Origin of the sequence: Rossellomorea sp. SC111, assembly GCF_024733565.1 — a bacterium.
GTDB lineage: Bacteria > Bacillota > Bacilli > Bacillales > Bacillaceae_B > Rossellomorea.
Genome location: NZ_JANIOC010000027.1, coordinates 23635 through 42672, shown reverse-complemented (window position 1 = coordinate 42672; position 19038 = coordinate 23635). Strand labels below are relative to the sequence as shown.

General features: G+C 44.2%; 17 protein-coding genes and 2 tRNA genes. 2 read left to right on the top strand and 17 right to left on the bottom strand.

All coding sequences use genetic code 11. The features are described 5' to 3' along the window. The 6 genes from NQ095_RS22220 to NQ095_RS22195 form a co-directional block, all read right to left on the bottom strand. Positions 1–75, bottom strand: a tRNA-Glu gene (locus NQ095_RS22220). Positions 76–84: 9 nt separating this feature from the next. Next, positions 85–160 (bottom strand) — tRNA-Lys (locus NQ095_RS22215). Positions 161–406: 246 nt separating this feature from the next. After that, complete coding sequence (locus NQ095_RS22210; protein WP_258265516.1) at positions 407–820, bottom strand: DUF350 domain-containing protein; 414 nt, start codon at positions 818–820, stop codon at positions 407–409. Between the two features lie 15 nt (positions 821–835). Continuing rightward, positions 836–2077, bottom strand: a complete 1242-nt coding sequence (locus tag NQ095_RS22205) for a glutathionylspermidine synthase family protein (RefSeq protein WP_258265515.1) — start codon at positions 2075–2077, stop codon at positions 836–838. Between the two features lies 1 nt (position 2078). Beyond that, on the bottom strand, positions 2079–2387 hold the full coding sequence (locus NQ095_RS22200; protein ID WP_258265514.1) for a hypothetical protein: 309 nt from the start codon (positions 2385–2387) through the stop codon (positions 2079–2081). Continuing rightward, complete coding sequence (locus NQ095_RS22195) at positions 2384–2848, bottom strand: hypothetical protein (protein WP_258265513.1); 465 nt, start codon at positions 2846–2848, stop codon at positions 2384–2386. The genes NQ095_RS22200 and NQ095_RS22195 overlap by 4 nt, the downstream gene beginning before the upstream one ends. 123 nt (positions 2849–2971) lie before the next feature. Between NQ095_RS22195 and NQ095_RS22190 the strand changes: the two genes are divergently transcribed. Further along, on the top strand, positions 2972–3994 hold the full coding sequence (locus NQ095_RS22190) for a potassium channel family protein (protein ID WP_258265512.1): 1023 nt from the start codon (positions 2972–2974) through the stop codon (positions 3992–3994). A 40-nt stretch (positions 3995–4034) separates the two neighbouring features. On the opposite strand, the gene NQ095_RS22185 is transcribed toward NQ095_RS22190, so the two are convergent. Beyond that, positions 4035–5327, bottom strand: coding sequence for an adenylosuccinate synthase (locus tag NQ095_RS22185; RefSeq protein WP_258265511.1), 1293 nt, complete (start codon positions 5325–5327; stop codon positions 4035–4037). A gap of 710 nt (positions 5328–6037) precedes the next feature. On the opposite strand from NQ095_RS22185, the gene NQ095_RS22180 reads away from it, so the two are divergent. Further along, complete coding sequence (locus NQ095_RS22180; RefSeq protein WP_258265510.1) at positions 6038–7762, top strand: ABC transporter ATP-binding protein; 1725 nt, start codon at positions 6038–6040, stop codon at positions 7760–7762. Between the two features lie 45 nt (positions 7763–7807). Here the strand turns inward: NQ095_RS22180 and dnaB are convergent, their stop codons facing one another. The 10 genes from dnaB to NQ095_RS22130 all read right to left on the bottom strand — a co-directional run bounded on the left by dnaB (position 7808) and on the right by NQ095_RS22130 (position 19036). Beyond that, a complete protein-coding gene (gene dnaB / locus NQ095_RS22175; RefSeq protein ID WP_258265509.1) occupies positions 7808–9160 on the bottom strand; it encodes a replicative DNA helicase in 1353 nt (450 codons plus the stop codon). Positions 9161–9347: 187 nt separating this feature from the next. Continuing rightward, positions 9348–9794 carry a 50S ribosomal protein L9 gene (gene rplI / locus NQ095_RS22170; RefSeq protein ID WP_258265508.1) on the bottom strand — a complete coding sequence of 149 codons (447 nt, stop codon included), beginning with the start codon at positions 9792–9794 and terminating at the stop codon, positions 9348–9350. Next, entirely contained in the window at positions 9791–11764 is a 1974-nt protein-coding gene (locus tag NQ095_RS22165) for a DHH family phosphoesterase (protein ID WP_258265507.1), read from the bottom strand. Before NQ095_RS22165 ends, rplI begins: the two co-directional genes overlap by 4 nt. Positions 11765–11790: 26 nt before the next feature. Beyond that, the gene (locus NQ095_RS22160; RefSeq protein ID WP_258265506.1) at positions 11791–12714 is read right to left on the bottom strand and encodes a YybS family protein; all 924 of its coding nucleotides are present in this window, start codon (positions 12712–12714) and stop codon (positions 11791–11793) included. Positions 12715–12931: 217 nt separating this feature from the next. Continuing rightward, positions 12932–14992 (bottom strand): methyl-accepting chemotaxis protein, encoded by a 2061-nt coding sequence (locus NQ095_RS22155; RefSeq protein ID WP_258265505.1) that lies wholly within the window; start codon positions 14990–14992, stop codon positions 12932–12934. Between the two features lie 691 nt (positions 14993–15683). Continuing rightward, positions 15684–15920 carry a 30S ribosomal protein S18 gene (gene rpsR, locus NQ095_RS22150; protein ID WP_034764780.1) on the bottom strand — a complete coding sequence of 79 codons (237 nt, stop codon included), beginning with the start codon at positions 15918–15920 and terminating at the stop codon, positions 15684–15686. Positions 15921–15961: 41 nt separating this feature from the next. After that, positions 15962–16477 carry a single-stranded DNA-binding protein gene (gene ssb, locus NQ095_RS22145; protein WP_034764778.1) on the bottom strand — a complete coding sequence of 172 codons (516 nt, stop codon included), beginning with the start codon at positions 16475–16477 and terminating at the stop codon, positions 15962–15964. A 79-nt stretch (positions 16478–16556) separates the two neighbouring features. Then, positions 16557–16844, bottom strand: a complete 288-nt coding sequence (gene rpsF, locus NQ095_RS22140; RefSeq protein ID WP_201716174.1) for a 30S ribosomal protein S6 — start codon at positions 16842–16844, stop codon at positions 16557–16559. A gap of 639 nt (positions 16845–17483) precedes the next feature. After that, positions 17484–18584: a redox-regulated ATPase YchF gene (gene ychF / locus NQ095_RS22135; RefSeq protein ID WP_060674606.1), complete on the bottom strand. Its 1101-nt coding sequence runs from the start codon at positions 18582–18584 to the stop codon at positions 17484–17486. 251 nt (positions 18585–18835) lie between these two features. Further along, the gene (locus NQ095_RS22130) at positions 18836–19036 is read right to left on the bottom strand and encodes a DUF951 domain-containing protein (protein WP_258265504.1); all 201 of its coding nucleotides are present in this window, start codon (positions 19034–19036) and stop codon (positions 18836–18838) included. Positions 19037–19038: the final 2 nt, after the last annotated feature.

Genomic DNA, 19038 nt, shown 5'->3' with positions numbered 1-19038 from the left:
TGGTGACCCATACGGGATTCGAACCCGTGTTACCGCCGTGAAAGGGCGGTGTCTTAACCGCTTGACCAATGGGCCGTAAAAAAATGGTGAGCCATGAAGGATTCGAACCTTCGACCCTCTGATTAAAAGTCAGATGCTCTACCAACTGAGCTAATGGCTCTCTAAGTATATATAAACACGAATCGATAAGCTTGATCAAAGCCTCTTTCGTGACAACGAAATTAATATTATCACAGCATGATTGTCGAGGGCAACTGTTTTTTTGGTTTTTTTGTCGAAAATTATTTCTTGGGGAATAATTTGGTTCTTTCAGCTTAAGGGTGAATTAATTTTAATGAAATCCACACACAAAAAAGACCCGCCATCCGAGCCATAAACCGCTCCAACAGCAGATCCCTAATCCCAATTAATAAGTCAAACTAGCCGCCACAACCAATCCAACGACGATCGCTGCGGAGAATAGGCTGAATCCGATGGCAATATTTCCTTCTTCCACTTTCTTCGCTAAGTTCGTACGCGGCGTCAGGACGTACTCGATGATCCAGTAGGCGATGACCTGGGTCGCGATTCCGATCAGTCCCCAGATGAACGCGTCAAGCAGGTTCAGGCTGTTCGCCCAGACGGTGTAGATGACGATGGCGAGCCCGATGGCTTTTCCCCACAGCTTCAAGGCTACAGCGATGTTTCCTTCTTTGATCAAAGTCGCTTCTGAGAACTTGGTGGTGAAGGCGAAGACGGTGATTCCGAGGATCATGAGTCCAAGGCCGGTTCCGACGTGGGCCAAAAAGCTGAGTAAGGCGTCACTTGTTATGATTTGCATGTGTTTCTCTCCTTTTTAATTCTCCCGTATTCCTACAGGCAGAAAGTATGATTCGTTATCGGTTATGGCATTTCCGGCCCGTATGCCGATGGCGCCCGGGTTGCCGTTAATAATGAAGCTCCCGACCATTAGGCTTGCTTCCTTTTTTCCTTCATCGGTTGTGATCACCGAGACGGGAAGTGGACAGAACTTTTGATATACCGGGAGGGTTTGTTTATAGGTTTCATTTTTATCTTGTAATAGGACCCTCCCTGTTGCTTCCAAGATTTTGACTGTATCTCCTTCGCGTCCGAATGCAGGCTTCTGAACGTAGGTCATCCCGCTTTCTTCGAAGGGTTCTGGATCCAAATAGGTTGGAAGAAAGTAGCGTTCGATCCATTTGTGTTCCTCTTCGGTAAAGAAAGGACTTCTCTCTTCATGCAGCCCCCATATGAGTGCCTGCACCCCTTTTGATTGCAGCAAAAAGGAGGAGGGAGGGTTCAAGATCGCAAGCTTTCTATCCGATACCAAACGCATCAGTTCCAGACCGACTTTTTCTTCAGTCAGTGGATCTTGATCGTCGACGAGATGCTCGACCGGATAGGTTTGCCGGTATAAGATATCGATCCGCTCTCCCTTGGGAGTATATAATCCATCGTCCCGTATTTGCAGCTGATCGAGACTGACATATTCTGAAGGGACTCCGGAAAGCTCCTGGATATACTTCGTTGTCAAGTAATCTTCTTCGTGATCAGCATGAGAAGTGAAGACGATTTTTGCGTCTCCTTTTCGTTGAAGGGACTTCCAGGAAGATAAGAGACCCCGTTTCAACTCTTTGGTTAATTGCTGTTCCATTCCCGCATTCGGGTTCGGACAATCAAAATACTGACATACCCTTTCATTCACGTAATAGAGCTCTTTTATGAAAGTGGGAGTATCACTATTAAATTCCAATAGTTTCATTTCCCCTTCTGAAACGACAAAATCGAATCTCCCGATAAGACACTCTTGCGAAATGGATTTGAATTTTATATACGCAAGTGATTCCTCGGGGTAGCCAAGTTCGAGAAGGGTATCATCTTCTAATTCCCTCAGCAGATCGGCTGTTTTAACAAATATGGCGTATACCCTCTTGGATGCTTCGTGAATCCCCAGAACCGTTTCACGTGATTTCATATGAAGATCCAGTAGTGCATATTCCATGTCATATAAATTGTGCCAGAACTCAGGAATGTCGTTGTAAAAGTCATTTCTTCTTTCACGATGAGAGGTTGTCATATTATCCTCCGAATCCACCTTTAGAGCCGCTTCCGATTCCTGATTTATAGCTTTTGGAGTATGATTTGTATTTGGAGAAACTTTTCAGGTTTGATTTGTTTTTAAACATCCTGCCAGCGAACCAAAAATAGCCGAAGTGGGGTGACCTGTTGTCATCGCAATAATACGTCCCGCTATCGTCATCCCAATCCCAGTCGTCACAGTCTACATCCGTCGGTTCCGGTGGAAGATCCTGATTCCCACATCCACTGACAGATATCGCCATGACGGAAGCGGCCACTCCCGCCATCATTTTTTTCGTTTTGTTCATCTTCTTTCCTCCTCTAGCTTATATCCCGTTGCCTTCACATAGAGTATATACACATAACGGTCCTCATCGATTTCAGCAGAGTCCCGTTCCCATTCAGTCCCATCTACATAATAGTAAACAGAACCGATGACACTTAGAATATCAAGATGGTAATCATGGTGTTCTATTTTTAAAATGGGATTATGTTTCCGCTGATTTAATTCACGAATCTCGAGTATCAGTCGTTCAGGGGGAAACAACTGATCCTTCAGCGGCTCCTCTTCATAGGTTTCCACATAAATGATGAATAGGTTCCCTTCAATAGCAGAAGACAGCTGCCGGTAGGTGACTCCTTCCTTCACGAAGAACTCACATTCCCTCCTTGCCAGGATCTGTTCCAGCTCAATATCTTGATAATGATAAATCGCTTCAAAGGTGTCATTCCCTTTTCTCAATCTATATTCTAATATCGGTGCTTTCATTTATAACTCCAGCCTCCTACAATGATTTCTTTTAACTATACGAACCAATGCGGAAAAAGTTTCATTTCCCGGGAGTTCATTGGTATGATTGAACTATGATTTTTTTAAAAAAGGAGGGGCAGTATGCTTATTTTCCAAAGGATTTGGAAACAGATCACGAAGATGGACTTCGGGTTCATTTTTCTATTATCACTGATTATCGTCCTAATTGGAACCGTTGGCAGTCATTTTTTGGAACCTGAAACCTTTCCAACGCTCTTTGATGGATTCTGGTGGACAATGACGACCTTGACCACTGTCGGTTATGGGGATTACTTTCCCGTTTCAGTTGGAGGCAGGATGCTTGGGATCTTCCTCTTCATCTTTGGAATCGGGATCATCGGGGTGTTGATCAGTAAGACGGTTGATTCGATTACGACGTTTCAGAAATTCAAAAGGGAGGGAAAATTAGTGTATACATATGAAGATCATTACATTTACATCAATTGGTCAAAGAAAACGGAGAGGGCCATTGAAGAAATACTTGCCCATGTTCCCGATGCCGAAATTGTACTCATCGACATGCTTCCCGTCACTCCGATCGAGCATGAGCAGATCCATTTCATCCAAGGGGACCCATCTGATGAGAATATTTTGCTGATGGCAAATATCTTTGAGGCTAAACGTGTGGCGATCTTTTCGGATTCCAAGATCGAGGATCCTTCCCTGATAGATGGTAAGACATTATTAATAGCATCCGCCGTTGAAGGATTATCGAAAACCCATCAGAGGGAAGTCCATACCATCGTAGAAGTTTCGGAAGACCGTCATATTCCTAAATTCCAGCATATCGCCGTCGAGGACTTTATTTTATCCAATGATTCCGTTTCCCTTCTCATGGCAAAAGCCACCCTGCATCCCGGAACGACGAATTTATTCAGGCAACTACTCAGTAAGCGATACGGAAATAACATTCATGAATTCAAGGTGAAGGAAAATTGGAAGACGATCAAGCAGGCATCAGAGGAACTTCTTGAAAAAGGGGCCATTCTCCTTGCCGTGAATGATAATATGGATTTCACCGATGCCACGAATCGGGAGCTTCATACCGATGACATCCTCTATGTCGTTTGTCATGACCGGGTGTACGAAGAATTGAATCAATAAAAAACTCTCAGCCGCTTATAGGCTGAGAGTTTTATTGTCATTAATTCGGGCTCCACACGCTGCGAACCACATTCGTTTGAGAACGGTCCGGTCCGACTGAGAAGATGGACAGAGGGATACCTGTCAATTGTGATACTCGCTCTAAGTAGTGACGAGCATTTTCAGGAAGATCCGTTAACGTCTTGCATCCTGTGATGTCTTCCGTCCATCCTGGAAGCTCTTCGTACACAGGCTCACATTCAGCCAGGATGTTCAGGTTAGCAGGGAACTCTTCCATGACTTCACCTTTATACTTGTAAGCAACACAGATTTTCAATGTTTCGATTCCTGTCAGAACGTCGATCGAATTCAGTGAAAGGTCTGTTAACCCGCTGACACGGCGAGCATGACGCACAACCACACTGTCAAACCAGCCGACACGGCGTGGACGCCCAGTCGTTGTACCGTATTCACGGCCAACTTCGCGGATTCTGTCTCCAGTTTCGTTCGTCAGTTCCGTTGGGAAAGGTCCGTCCCCTACGCGGGTAGTGTATGCTTTGGATACGCCGACTACGTGGTTGATTTTTGTAGGGCCTACACCAGAACCGATTGTCACTCCACCGGCTACCGGGTTAGAAGACGTGACAAATGGATATGTACCTTGATCGATATCAAGCATAACCCCTTGAGCTCCTTCGAATAGAACACGACGGCCGTTATCGATTGCATCGTTTAAGACAACGGAAGTATCGACAACGTAGTGCTTGATTTGCTGACCGTACTCGTAGTATTCATCCAGAATGTCTTCAATATTGAAGCCTTCTGTTTCATAAAATTTTTCAAAGAGACGGTTTTTCTCTTCAAGGTTACGTGAAAGCTTTTCTTCGAATGATTGCCGATCCAGAAGATCTGCTATACGGATTCCGACACGTGCTGCTTTATCCATATAAGCAGGACCGATCCCTTTTTTTGTTGTGCCGATTTTGTTGGCACCTTTACGCTCTTCGTCAATTTCATCCAGCTTTAAGTGATATGGAAGAATCACGTGTGCACGATTGCTGATTCTTAAGTTGTCTGTTGTTACATCGCGATCGTGAAGATACTTCAACTCTTTCACAAGAGCTTTAGGATCGACAACCATCCCGTTTCCGATGACGGACGTTTTTTCATTATAGAATATACCTGATGGAATTAAGTGTAATTTATATGTTTCACCGTCAAACTTAATCGTATGACCCGCGTTGTTCCCACCTTGGTAACGCGCGATTACTTCTGCATGTTCAGAAAGGAAGTCAGTGATCTTTCCTTTTCCTTCGTCTCCCCATTGTGTACCTACTACTACTACTGAAGACATATTAAGCACCTCCGACGGGAATTAGTATTCCCTCTTTTATCAAACAAACTCATTTTATCAACACTAAAACTGAAAGTCAATCAAAACACGAACGTTTAAATAGGTAATTATATTTATGTTCGTGTAATTTCGGACTTTCCTCCCTGAAATCCTTTAGTTTAAGAATTTCAAGACAAATAAAACAGGCTAATTAAAAGTGAGGTAATGATGGTGGGTGAAAAGGGGACCGTTCCTTTCCGCTCCAGGCACAAGATTCCCCGGGGGGGAGGAGTCAAGTGCCTTCTGCTACAATCCACTCTGTGCTTTTATATTTTGACTGCATAATGAGAAATGGCAAACAAAAAAACTCTTAATGTAGATAGTTTGATTCAGAAGATGAACTATCTACAAGGGAGCAGAAAATCAACTTTATTGTGATAGTTTAAGAAAATATATAGATTGTCAGGGGATTTGCGAGACTCCTGCGGAAAAACGGGCGAGTCAAGACCCCGCAGCGAATGCGAGGAGGCTTGACCGGTCGTCCGGAGAAAGGGAGCGAATACCCTGACAATCAAGCAATATGCTATACGAACAGAGCAATAGCACTCAATCTGCTTGATCAAGCTTGGTAAAGAAGCGAACAAATAAGATAGCGCATTTTAGAATCTTTTGCTAATCTAAAATAAGCATTTTGAATTTTACATACAATTAAATATCGAGGTGACGATTTGATGATTAAACGATTTTTTAGTTATTACCGTCCGCACCGGCGGCTTTTTTATATTGATTTTGCCTGTGCGGTGTTGGTGGGACTTTTAGAGTTAGGATTTCCTTTGGCGGTATCGTGGTTTATTGATTCCTTATTGCCAGATGGGAATTGGAGTACCATCCTTGCTGTATCTGCCGGTCTTCTGGTCTTGTATCTTCTGAGTTCATCCATGCAGTTCGTAGTGAACTATTGGGGGCATAAGCTTGGGATCAATATCGAGACAGATATGAGGAGAGAATTGTTTCAGCATGTACAGAGACAATCGTTCCGCTTCTTTGACAATACGAAAACGGGTAATATCATGAGCCGGGTGACAAATGACCTGATGGACATCGGGGAGCTTGCCCACCACGGTCCTGAAGATCTGTTCATCGCTGTCATGACCTTCATCGGGGCGTTTTGGATCATGCTCACCATCAATATGGAGCTTGCTTTGGTCGCTATTATCATTGTTCCATTCCTTGTCTGGCTCATTTCGCATTCAAATATTAAAATGAATGCGGCCTGGACGAAGATGTACGGAAATATCGCGGACGTCAACAGCCGCGTTGAAGACAGTGTTTCTGGGGCGAGAGTGGTTCAATCATTCACAAATGAGTCTTATGAAATGGAACGATTTAACGAGAACAATCAATTTTTCCGTAAATCGAAACTGAAGGCTTATAACGTGATGAGCGTGAATTTGTCCGGCATCTACATTACGACCCGATTGATGACCTTGATCATACTGGTATACGGGGCATGGTTAAGTTTTTCAGGGGCCCTTTCCTATGGGGAGCTCGTTGCTTTCATCCTTTATATCAATGTCCTGTTTAAACCAATTGATAAAATTTCCGCCCTCCTTGAGCTGTATCCGAAGGGGATGGCAGGCTTTAAACGGTTCACTGAGCTCATGGATGTGGAGCCGGATATTGAGAATCGCCCTCATGCTGTTGAAGTGTCCACGCTGAGAGGGGATATTGCCTTTGACGCCGTGACTTTTGGGTATGAGCCGGATCGACCTATTCTTAACGATTTATCCTTTACCATTCAATCAGGCCAGACCGTCGCATTTGTCGGTCCTTCCGGTGCCGGGAAAACGACGATTTGCTCATTGATCCCCCGCTTCTATGATATAGAAGAAGGATCCATCACCATTGATGGGATCGATATTCGTGAGATGACGAAGGAATCCCTCCGCTCCCAAATCGGAATCGTACAGCAGGATGTGTTCTTATTCACAGGATCCCTCCGTGAAAATATCGCTTATGGGAAGCTTGATGCTACTCAGGAAGAAATCGAGGAAGCGACGAGACGTGCGCATCTGACAGATCTTATCGCATCCCTTCCAGACGGATATGATACCCAGATCGGGGAGAGGGGACTGAAGCTTTCCGGAGGTCAAAAGCAGCGCTTATCCATCGCCCGTATGTTCCTAAAGAATCCACGAATCCTGATTCTGGATGAGGCCACTTCCGCTTTGGATACGGAAACGGAAGCGATCATCCAGGAGGCTTTAAATGAACTGGCAAAAGACAGGACCACACTGGTGATTGCCCACCGGTTGGCAACGATCCGAAAAGCGGACCGCATTCTGGTCGTCACCGAAAATGGGATTGCTGAAGATGGGACACATGAAGAACTGCTTTCAAAAGAGGACGGTATCTTCACAAGACTTCATGCCCATCAGCATGCGACCATTCTATAAACAAAAAAATCCAAGCACCTGTATCAGACAGGGCTTGGATTTTTTTTAAGCCGGAGCGTCGTCAAATCGCCGCTCCAGATTCACGAATTTATTATATTCTTTCACAAACGCCAATGATACGTTCCCAACCGGGCCGTTACGCTGCTTGGCGATGATGATTTCAATGATATTCTTGTTTTCCGCTTCTTTGTCGTAGTAATCTTCGCGGTATAGGAAGGCTACAATATCCGCATCCTGCTCGATACTTCCTGATTCACGGATATCCGACATCATCGGGCGCTTGTCCTGACGCTGCTCCACTCCACGGGAGAGCTGGGATAAGGCGATGACTGGCACTTCAAGCTCACGGGCAAGTCCCTTAAGGGAACGGGAAATCTCCGAAACCTCCTGCTGACGGTTTTCTCCGGAACGTCCGCTACCCTGGATCAGCTGCAAATAATCGATGAGGATCATGCCCAGTCCGTGCTCCTGAGCGAGTCGACGGCATTTGGAACGGATCTCCCCTACTTTGATCCCCGGTGTATCATCAATATAAATACCTGCATTCGAAAGGCTTCCCATAGCCATGGTCAGCTTTCTCCAATCTTCGTCCGTCAGATCACCGGTACGGAGATTCTGAGCGTTAATATTCCCTTCTGCACACAGCATACGCATGACAAGCTGTCCCGCACCCATCTCGAGTGAGAAGATGGCTACATTTTCCTTGGCTTTTACGGCTACGTTCTGAGCGATGTTCAGGGCAAAGGCGGTCTTACCCATGGAAGGACGGGCACCTACAATGATCAAGTCATTTCGTTGGAATCCCGCCGTCATATGATCAAGGTCGGCGAATCCTGTTGAAATACCCGTTACGTCACCCTTACGATTCGTCAGGGTTTCGATATTGTCATACGTCCGTACGAGTACATCTTTAATATTATGGAAAGCCCCGGCGTTTTTACGCTGAGCCACTTCCATGATATTTTTTTCCGCTTCACTCAGGAGGCTGTCCACTTCATCTTCACGGGCATAGCCGTCAGAAGCGATATCCGTCGCTGTACGGATCAACCTGCGGAGTAATGACTTCTCTTCCACGATCTTTGCGTAGTATTCAATATTCGCAGCGGTTGGAACGGAAGCGGCCAGTTCACTTAAGTAAGCGACTCCGCCGACGTCTTCAAGCTCTTTCGCTGCTGCCAGTTCTTCGGTCACCGTGATCAAGTCGACGGCTTTTCCACCGTCCCCCAGATTCAGCATGACATTGTATATTCTTTGATGAGAATGACGATAGAAATCCTCTGGAATCAATATTTCCGATGTGGTCGTCAATGCACTGGGCTCAAGGAAAATGGCCCCTAATACCGCTTGTTCAGCCTCTATATTCTGAGGTGGAACCCGGTCCTGAAACATTTCATTCATCTATGCTCAAGCCTCCCTTACGATCAAACAGATCCTGACTTTCATTATCTATATAAAAAAAGAATGGTATTCTACCGAAAAAATGTGATCAGGATAAAATCCAGATCACATTTTATATCAAGCTATATTCATTTTAACATGTTTTTCTCAAAATGAAGTTACCAAATTTCGTATATTCAGTGGAAAACTATTCTTCCGTTACATGTACCTTTAATGTTGCGGACACATCTGTATGCAGTTTCACAGGAACATTTGTGTAACCAAGGGCACGGATGGCGTCATTCATTTCGATTTTACGTTTATCGATTTTAATGTCATGAGCCTTTTTCATCGCATCTGCGATTTGCTTGCTCGTGATGGATCCGAATAATCGGCCGCCTTCACCGGATTTCGCCTTCATCTCAACCGTGATTTCTTCAAGTGTCGATTTTAATTTTTTCGCCTCTTCCAGTTCTTCTTGAGCGACTTGCTGTTCTTTCTTCTTCTGCCCCTCAAGTTGACCGATGTTTGCATTCGTTGCTTCAACAGCCAGTCCCTTCTTCAATAAAAAGTTATGTGCATAGCCGTCTGCTACATTTTTCACTTCGCCTTTTTTACCTTTACCTTTAACGTCTTTTAAGAAAATGACTTTCATATCTCTTTTCTCCCTTCAAAATAATCATTTAGTGCTTCTTTCAGCTGTTCTTCCGCTTCCAGGACCGATACCTGCTTGATCTGGGTGGCGGCATTGGTTAAATGACCTCCACCGTTCAGGTTTTCCATGATGATCTGTACGTTGACGTCACCAAGTGAACGTGCACTGATACCGATTGTTTCAGGATCCCGCTTCGAGATGACGAAGGACGCAATGACCTCATCCATTGTCAGTAATGTGTCTGCCGCCTGGGCAATGAGGACGGGATCATAAATGACATCCTCCTCGGCTTTCGCAATGGCGACTCCTTCACGGAAGAATTTGACCGATTCGATTAATCGGGAACGCTTGATATACGTCTCGACATCCTCTTTGAGGAATTTTTGGACGAGTACCGTATCCGCCCCTTGTGCCCGTAAATACGAGGCAGCATCAAACGTTCTCGAGCCCGTCCGGAGCGTAAAGCTCTTCGTATCGACAATGATCCCTGCGAGGAGCGACGTCGCTTCAAGCATCGTGATCTTCTCATGCTTCGGCTGATATTCGAGGAGCTCTGTCACAAGCTCTGCCGTAGAGGAAGCGTATGGCTCCATATAGACTAGCAGTGGATTTTTAATAAAATCTTCGCCCCGTCGATGATGATCGATGACGACGACTTTATCCACCTTATTTAAAAGCTTTTCTTCAATGACCAGGGAAGGCTTATGGGTATCGACGACTACGAGCACCGTATCGTCCGTTGCCATCTCAAGTGCTTCCTCGGGTGTGATGAAGCGTGGATGAAGATCGGAATTGGCTTTGATTTCCTTCATCAATCGTTTCACGCCGTTGTCGATTTCATTAAAGTTCAAGACGACGTAGCCATCACGCTGATTCATCTGGGCCACTTTCCTGATTCCGATCGCCGCTCCAATCGCGTCCATATCGGGATGTTTGTGCCCCATGATGATGACCTTGTCACTCTCGATCATGATTTCCTTCAAGGCATGGGAAATGACCCTTGCCCGGACCCGGGTGCGTTTTTCCATCGGGTTGGTTTTACCGCCATAGAACTTGACCTTTCCATTGGTCTGTTTGATCGCGACCTGGTCACCGCCTCGTCCCAAAGCGAGGTCAAGACTTGATTGGGCCAGAGTCCCGAGTTCAGGAAGGGATGAGACCCCTGTCCCGACACCGATACTCAATGTGAGGGGGACATTTTGCTTCGAAGTCGTATCCCGTACATCATCGAGGATTCCGAACTTTTCCTTCTCCAGTACTTGAAGGATCTTCTCATTTATGACGGCGATGAACCGTTCGGAAGACACCCTCTTCAAGAACACACCGTACTCTTTCGCCCACTTATTCAGGATGGATGTCACAAGGCTGTTCAAACTGCTTCTCGTCTGATCATCCATGCCTTGCGTCAACTCATCATAGTTATCTAGAAAAATGATTCCAATATTCGTGCGTTCATCATGATATTGCTTTTCTATTTCTTTTTGCTCTGTGACATCAAAGAAGTAGAGTAGTTTTTCCTTGAGCTTCAATACGACATGATACTTCCGTTCATTAATCGTCACAATTTCCGAATCGACTTCCTGTTTGATTAATGGAACAAGTGATTCAGCCACATCGTATAGGGACCTTCCTACGACTGTGTCTTCATTGAAACAAGAGGCGAGAAAAGGATTCGTCCATTCTATGTAATATTCATCATTGATCAGCATGATCCCAATGGGCATCTCCATTAACGCTTCTTCCCCAACACGTTTGACACGATAGGATAAGGTGGAGATATATTCCTCTGTTTCTTCGTGTGACCTTCTTTCAAAATAGAAAGCGAGAAAGTACACGACTCCAAAGACAATCAACCCTATTAACGAAATGATCCATTGGTAAAAGGAAACCGCTACTAACATGAGAGCTGTTAATATAGCTAGACCGTACAATGGGTAGCGGATCATTCGCTTATTAAAATAAGATGGCATGATTTCAGCTCCTGGATCTTAAATTTCTATGACTTGCGTTGCAGGCGTTGTCTTAGATCAAATCCTAAGTCAATTATACCTAAAATTCGCACGAGATAAAGAAGAGGAATCGAAATGATTGTAATTAATACCAAAATCCCTTTGGACCATCCTTTCAGATGGGCAAAGAAATAAATGAAAGACAAGCCTTGCACCGCCATCAACGTCTGCAGTACATACAAAATATTAATCAGCGCCGTATAAACATATGTTCCTTTTTCCGGCTGAAGGATCATCGACAGCACAAGTGTGATCAAATAATACCAAAGAATGCTCTTAGGGAGCTTCCATTCCCTGAATGGCCTGAATACCGGTACATCCCTTCCCAGACGCTTCATGATCGGGAAATTGATCAAGATGAATAGTAAAGCAAGTACCACCGCTATCCCTACAAACAAAGTAGGAATCAAGGTATGGATCAACTCGACGGAACTTTCCAGACTTTCAACCAGCCTTTTATCCGGTTGCTGGCCAAGCTTTTCAAAAATAGAATAATAAGCTGCCTTCGATTCCTTCAGGCTGTCTTCAATCACATTCACGCCTAAGAAAAGAATCGAAACAACATAACCGATCACAATATTTATAACAAGTGTGAGACTTGCTGCCATAAACAGCCTCATCTTATCCACTCTTGCCTTCACACACCAGCCAATGACCACCCCGGTTGTAGCCACCATAAAGGCAACCGGCAATGCAAGCAGTCCTCCGAATAAGAAAGACAGACCGAGTGATCCGATCAATACTAAGACCGAATTCCACAACGAATACTTGGAACTGAATAAAATAAGAGGGAGGGGCAACACAAAAAATGCCAGGGTCCCAATAAGCGGAACATATAAACTCAATAACATTAGTACAGTAAAGATGGCGAGCATAAGCGCACCTTCAGTCAACACACGGGGATTCCTCACTCAAAACGCTCCTTACAATAAAATAAACAACAACATGCAATAGCACTATCATATCAATTTTAGAGATAGATTTCATCTTAATGACTCACACAAATAAAGAAGGCGGTCCTTGAACATGCAACTCTCTTCATCTACTCTAGTATGCACTCACTTTAAAAAGGAGTATACGTAGGAGATAAAGAATGGCAATGTGTCAGGACCACCCTACTATCGCAGATTATGAAATTTTAAACCTTTCAATGGATGACTGAAGCTCCTGGCTTAAGTCCGTCAGACGCTCCGCTGCTTCTGTAACGGACTGTACGGCCCTTACCTGCTCCTCTGTCGAAGCGCTCATTTCCTCGCAGGAAGCCGCTGTCTCTTCAGCTGTCGCGGCCATCATTTGGATCACATTGACCACTTCATCCTTTTCGAGATTGATTTGACCCACCTCGTTATACATATTCTCAATTTCACGCTGCATGGATTTCATTAATTGAGAGGTTTCGTCGAATACATGATTTGTTTTCTGAATCACATCATTCTGTACCTCGAATGTTTCTTTCGTCTTGACCATTTCGTCCACTGCCTGATGAGAGCCCTGTTGGATCTCAACAATCGTACGCTTTACTTCTTCCGTCGCTTTCACGGATTGATCTGCAAGCTTGCGGACCTCTTCGGCTACCACGGCGAACCCTTTACCGTGCTCACCGGCTCGTGCCGCTTCAATGCTCGCATTGAGGGCCAGGAGATTCGTTTGAGACGAAATTTCCGTGATTGTTCCCATGACAGATTCAATCGTCTTCACTTTCGCTTCCAGGCTAAGGATGACTTTTTCCATGGAAGTGATGTATTCACTGGAGGAGTGGTAGGCACTTTCCAATTCCTTAACCTGATTCAATCCAGACTGGTTCATGACATCCGCTTTCCCTGCAAGTTCAGACATGGCTTTGGATTTTTCATAAACCCCATCAATTCTCGTTCCCAATTGCTCTGTTTGAAGCTGGGCACGATCAGAGTCAGCCGCTGACTGGGAAGCTCCGGTGGCGATTTCCGTTACAGCCCTTGCCATTTCCTCACTTGACGCATTTGTTTCCTCAGAAACCGCACTTAACCCTTCGGCAGATTCCCGAACATTATAAATTGATTCCTGAACGACTTTTATCGTATCTTTCATATTCACGATCATTTTATTTAGATCTGAAGCCAGTAGGCCCGTTTCATCTTTTGTGTTAATTCCAGATTGAATGGATAAATCACCGGACGACACGTCGGTTACCGTTTTTTGCAGCTCTTTAATCGGTTTTGTCATCATATTTGCTACAATGACAACCAGTACCAGCATGATGACCAGTGTAATCAGAGCCGTAATCAGAAGTAAATGCTCAATGTCTTTCGAGGATTGAATGAGATCCTCCATGTTATAAGCCGATCCCACTTTCCAATTCGTCTTCGGTACCGTACTGTATACCAATATTTTTTTATCGCCTTCCAGTTCATAACGGATGGTGTCCGATTCTTTTTCGGATTTCAACATTTTGCTGATGAAAGGCAGGGTCGATAAATCTTCACCGCGTTTGGTTGGATGAACGATGGCTGTACCATCAAGGCCGATCAAAAACGGATAGCCATTATATCCGATATCCATTTTGGAAACACGGTCGGTCAGTTTCGACAGGTTAATATCGACACCGAGGACACCAACCACTTTGTTTTCCGATACAATCGCCCTTGAAGCCGTAATGATGTATTCCTCCGTTGCCGTATCGACATAAGGTTCGCTCCATACGACTCCGGCCCTTGCTTCAGCAGCAGTTTTATACCAATCCCTGCTCGTCGGATCAAAATCACTCGGCAGGGAGACGGAAGGGACAATTTTCAGTTTCTTATTAGGTGATGCAAAGTAGATGGAAGTGGCTTCCTCATATAAACTAAGATAATTATCAAAATCCGACTGGATATTCGCATATAGCTCCGTATTATCTACTTCCGTTTCTGATTGCATTTGTGCCTTTGCATAATTTTTCAATGAATTGGAAACTGAGTATTGATCAATACTCTTTTCATATTGTCCCAGGAACAGCTGTACAGAATTATTTAGCTCCCCGACGATCCCTTGAGTTTGACTGATGACTTCATCCTCTGTTTTCATTCTTGTCTGCCAGCTGGTAATGGAGATGATGACAGCCAAAGAAACTATAAATAAGATAGAAATGATGACGATAAGCTTCATTCTGATGGACGATAAAATAAATCTCTTTTTATGATCTTTTTTGTTTTTCTTTCTGATTTTTTTCACCAAAATCCCCCCTTATACTACAAAAAACATCAATGTACACATACTTATTCATCGACATTTTCCTGTGATTATTTATAGTTTGGGGGGAATTTACATTTCAAATATTAAAATATTGATTGTCCTTTGATAAGGTGTGGTGTGAAAATAAGACCGTTCCTTTTCGCTCCAGGCACTTGCTTTCCTCGGGGAGGAAGTCGAGCCTCCTCAGGCTTTGCCCTGCGGGGTCTCGACCTTTCCTCTATTTCCCGAAGGAGTCAAGTGCCTTCCGCTACAATCCACTCTGTGCTTTTACATAGCGGGCTTCTAATTATGAACAGATATTAAATCTCTTACTAAATAGGAACAAGAATCTTTACGAAAGGCTATTTTGGCAGAGATTCTTGTGGTAAAAAAGCATCTGACAAAGCCCAACAACCAAGAGTGACAGAACTCATTAGTAACAAAATTCATCGAAAAACCACTCATATACTATAGAGGATATCGTTGACCGCTTAATACTTCAAAAAATACTGGTAGTTAATGCGTGAATGTATTTATATTTTCCTATATTCAGAAACTCACGCCCCGCGAAAAGCGAGCACCTGCAGCGGAAATCAACCAGCACTCACTAATTTTAAAACACAATATTTACGAAAACAGCCAATAAAAAAAGCAGCAGAGACAAGTCTCTGCTGCTTTTAAGTCGATGATATTATTCACCAGTAACGTATGGAAGTAATGCCATTGTACGAGCGCGTTTGATCGCACGAGTCAACTTACGTTGGTACTTAGCGTTCGTTCCAGTTACACGACGTGGAAGAATCTTTCCACGTTCAGATACGAATTTCTTAAGAAGATCAACATCTTTGAAATCGATATGTGTAATTCCGTTTGCTGTGAAGTAGCACACCTTACGACGTCTACGTCCACCTCTACGTCCTCCTGCCATTTGTTTCGCCTCCTATCTTGTTTGGATTCGTTATCGTTCGTTTAGAATGGCAGATCATCATCGGAAATGTCGATCGGCTGACCGTCATTTGCAAATGGATCCTCATCTACACGTGTATAGTTGTTGTTGTTATTATTGTTGCGTTGTTGATTCTGATTCTGACTATACGGATTTCCTTGGTCACGCTGACCTCCACCCGAATAGCCCGGACTTCCTCCACGATCGCCTTGATTCGCACTACGCGGTTCTAAGAACTGAACGCTTTCTGCTACAACTTCCGTCATAAACACACGGCGTCCATCCTGTCCTTCGAAATTACGTGTTTGAATACGACCGTCAACGCCAGCTAAGCTGCCTTTTTTAAGAAAGTTTGCTACATTCTCTGCAGGGCGACGCCATACAACACAGTTAATAAAATCTGCTTCCCGTTCTCCTGATTGGTTCGTAAAACTACGATTGACAGCCAGTGTAAACGAAGCAACAGCCACTCCACTTGGAGTATATTTTAATTCAGGGTCTTTGGTTAAACGCCCTACTAATACAACTCGGTTCATCATCAGAATCAACCCCTTCCTTCTAGTTTCCTGTTTCACGTGAAACAGATGATAGAAGTGTATATCTTAAAAAACGTACGGATTATTCTTCTTCTTTAATAACGATATGACGGATAATATCATCGCTGATTTTAGCTAAACGATCGAATTCGTTAACTGCATCAGAAGTAGCGCTCATCTTAACTAGTTGATAGAAACCATCACGAAAATCGTTGATTTCATACGCTAAACGACGTTTACCCCAATCTTTTGACTCGATGATTTCCGCGCCGTTAGTTGTTAAAACGTTATCGAAACGCTCAACTACTGCTTTCTTTGACTCGTCGTCAATGTTTGGGCGGACAATGTACATAACTTCGTACTTTCTCATCTGAATGTCACCTCCTCGTGGTCTATGCGGTCCTTTCTTTATGAAAGAACAAGGAGCAATGCGTTCATTACTCACGAAATAAAATTATAGCATAAGATATCTATTATTGCAATATGACGTAAAAAAAAGACTAGAATCGGAATTCTAGTCTTTTTGTATGACCTTTTCATGTGATTGATGCTTTAGAATAAGTTGTCTGCCTGGCTCTGTCGATTAGTGTGTGATGGATGGTGAGGGAACCGCTTCGCTTTCCGCGGACGTTCGACCGAGCCTCCTCAGCACAGTTCGCTTCCGGGGTCTCGGCACGCCCGTTTTCCGCAGGAGTCTTCGCAGTTCACTCACCATCTTAAGAAGTATGTTTTGACAGAGCAAAAAGAAATCCAATAAATTTCTTTTCAAGAGATGGTAAGAAAAACTATACTATCTATTTTATTCTTACAAAATATATGCTTTGCCAGTTGATTGGAGCGGAAGGTGCTCGACTCCTGCGGGAAATGCTGGACAGGTGAGACCCCACAGGGCTTTAGCCCGAGGAGGCTCACCGCCAGCCCCGCGGAAAGCGAGCACCTGGAGCGGAAATCAACTACTACTCTCTCCTCTAAGGCAGAAACCATACTCTTTCGGAAAACCATATACTATTTACACGTTAAAGCGGAAGTGGATGATGTCTCCGTCTTTTACGAGGTATTCTTTACCTTCGAGGCGGACTTTTCCTGCTTCGCGTGCTGCACCCATTGTTCCGGCTGCAACCAAGTCTTCGTAAGAAACGGTTTCGGCACGGATGAATCCTCTTTCGAAGTCGGTGTGGATGACTCCTGCACATTGAGGGGCTTTCATTCCTTCGCGGAACGTCCAAGCACGGACCTCTTGTACACCAGCCGTGAAATAGGTAGCCAGTCCCAATAGGGAATAGGTAGCACGGATCAGCTGATCAAGGCCTGATTCTTCAATTCCTAATTCCTGCAGGAACATCGCCTTTTCTTCATCGTCAAGCTCGGCAATTTCAGATTCAATCTTCGCGCAGACAACAATTACTTCTGCGTTGTCATCTTTTGCAAATTCACGTACTTTCTGAACATACTCGTTGTCAGAAGGATCCGCAATTTCATCTTCACTTACGTTTGCCACATATAATACCGGCTTTGAAGTTAGAAGGTGAAGTTGTTTCACAAGCTTCATTTGTTCGTCAGAGAACTCTACTGTACGGGCAGGCTGCTCTGCTTCCAAAGCTTCTTTGATTTTCACGAGAATATCATGTTCAAATACCGCTTCTTTATCCTTTTGCTTCGCCATCTTCTGAACTCTGGCAAGACGCTTGTCGACTGTCTCAAGGTCAGCGAGGATCAGTTCCAGGTTGATGACTTCAATATCCGCGATCGGATCTACTTTACCCGATACGTGTGTGATATTGTCATCCGCGAAACAACGGACAACCTGACAGATCGCGTCCACTTGACGGATATGGGATAAGAACTTATTCCCCAATCCTTCCCCTTTACTTGCCCCTTTTACAATTCCGGCAATATCCGTGAATTCAAAGGCAGTGGGAACCGTCTTCTTCGGGTCCACGAGTTCTGTTAATTTATCCAGACGGTGATCTGGAACCTCTACGATTCCTACGTTCGGATCAATGGTACAGAAAGGGTAGTTCGCAGATTCTGCACCTGCTTTTGTAATTGCGTTGAATAGAGTGGATTTCCCTACGTTAGGTAGTCCAACAATACCAGCTGTTAATGCCATTTCAGTCACTCCTCATCCATATTCTTATCTATTAAAAATCCTGTAAGATCAAAAAATAAGTAAACGGTCGAACCTTTCACAATTATAGAGATAATAGCGGGAAAAGACAAGTGAAGCTTCCGGCGTCACTCAGGAAAACATTCCTATAGAAAAAGCATCCACTCGTATGAAAACGGCTGGATGCTCTGGGTTACAATCATGTGAACCTAAGATGGATTAGGTCAAAAGAATTATGGGTAAAAAAAGAATACTTATTCTTCTTCACCGTTTGAGATGACCTTTTTCATTTTTTTCGCAAAATCCTTTCTGGGGATCATGACACTGTGACCGCACCCGACACACTTGATGCGAATATCCATCCCCATACGGATCACTTTCCAGCGGTTTGTCCCACATGGATGTGGCTTCTTCATTTCTACAATATCATTTAATGTGAATGTCTTTGGCTCCACTG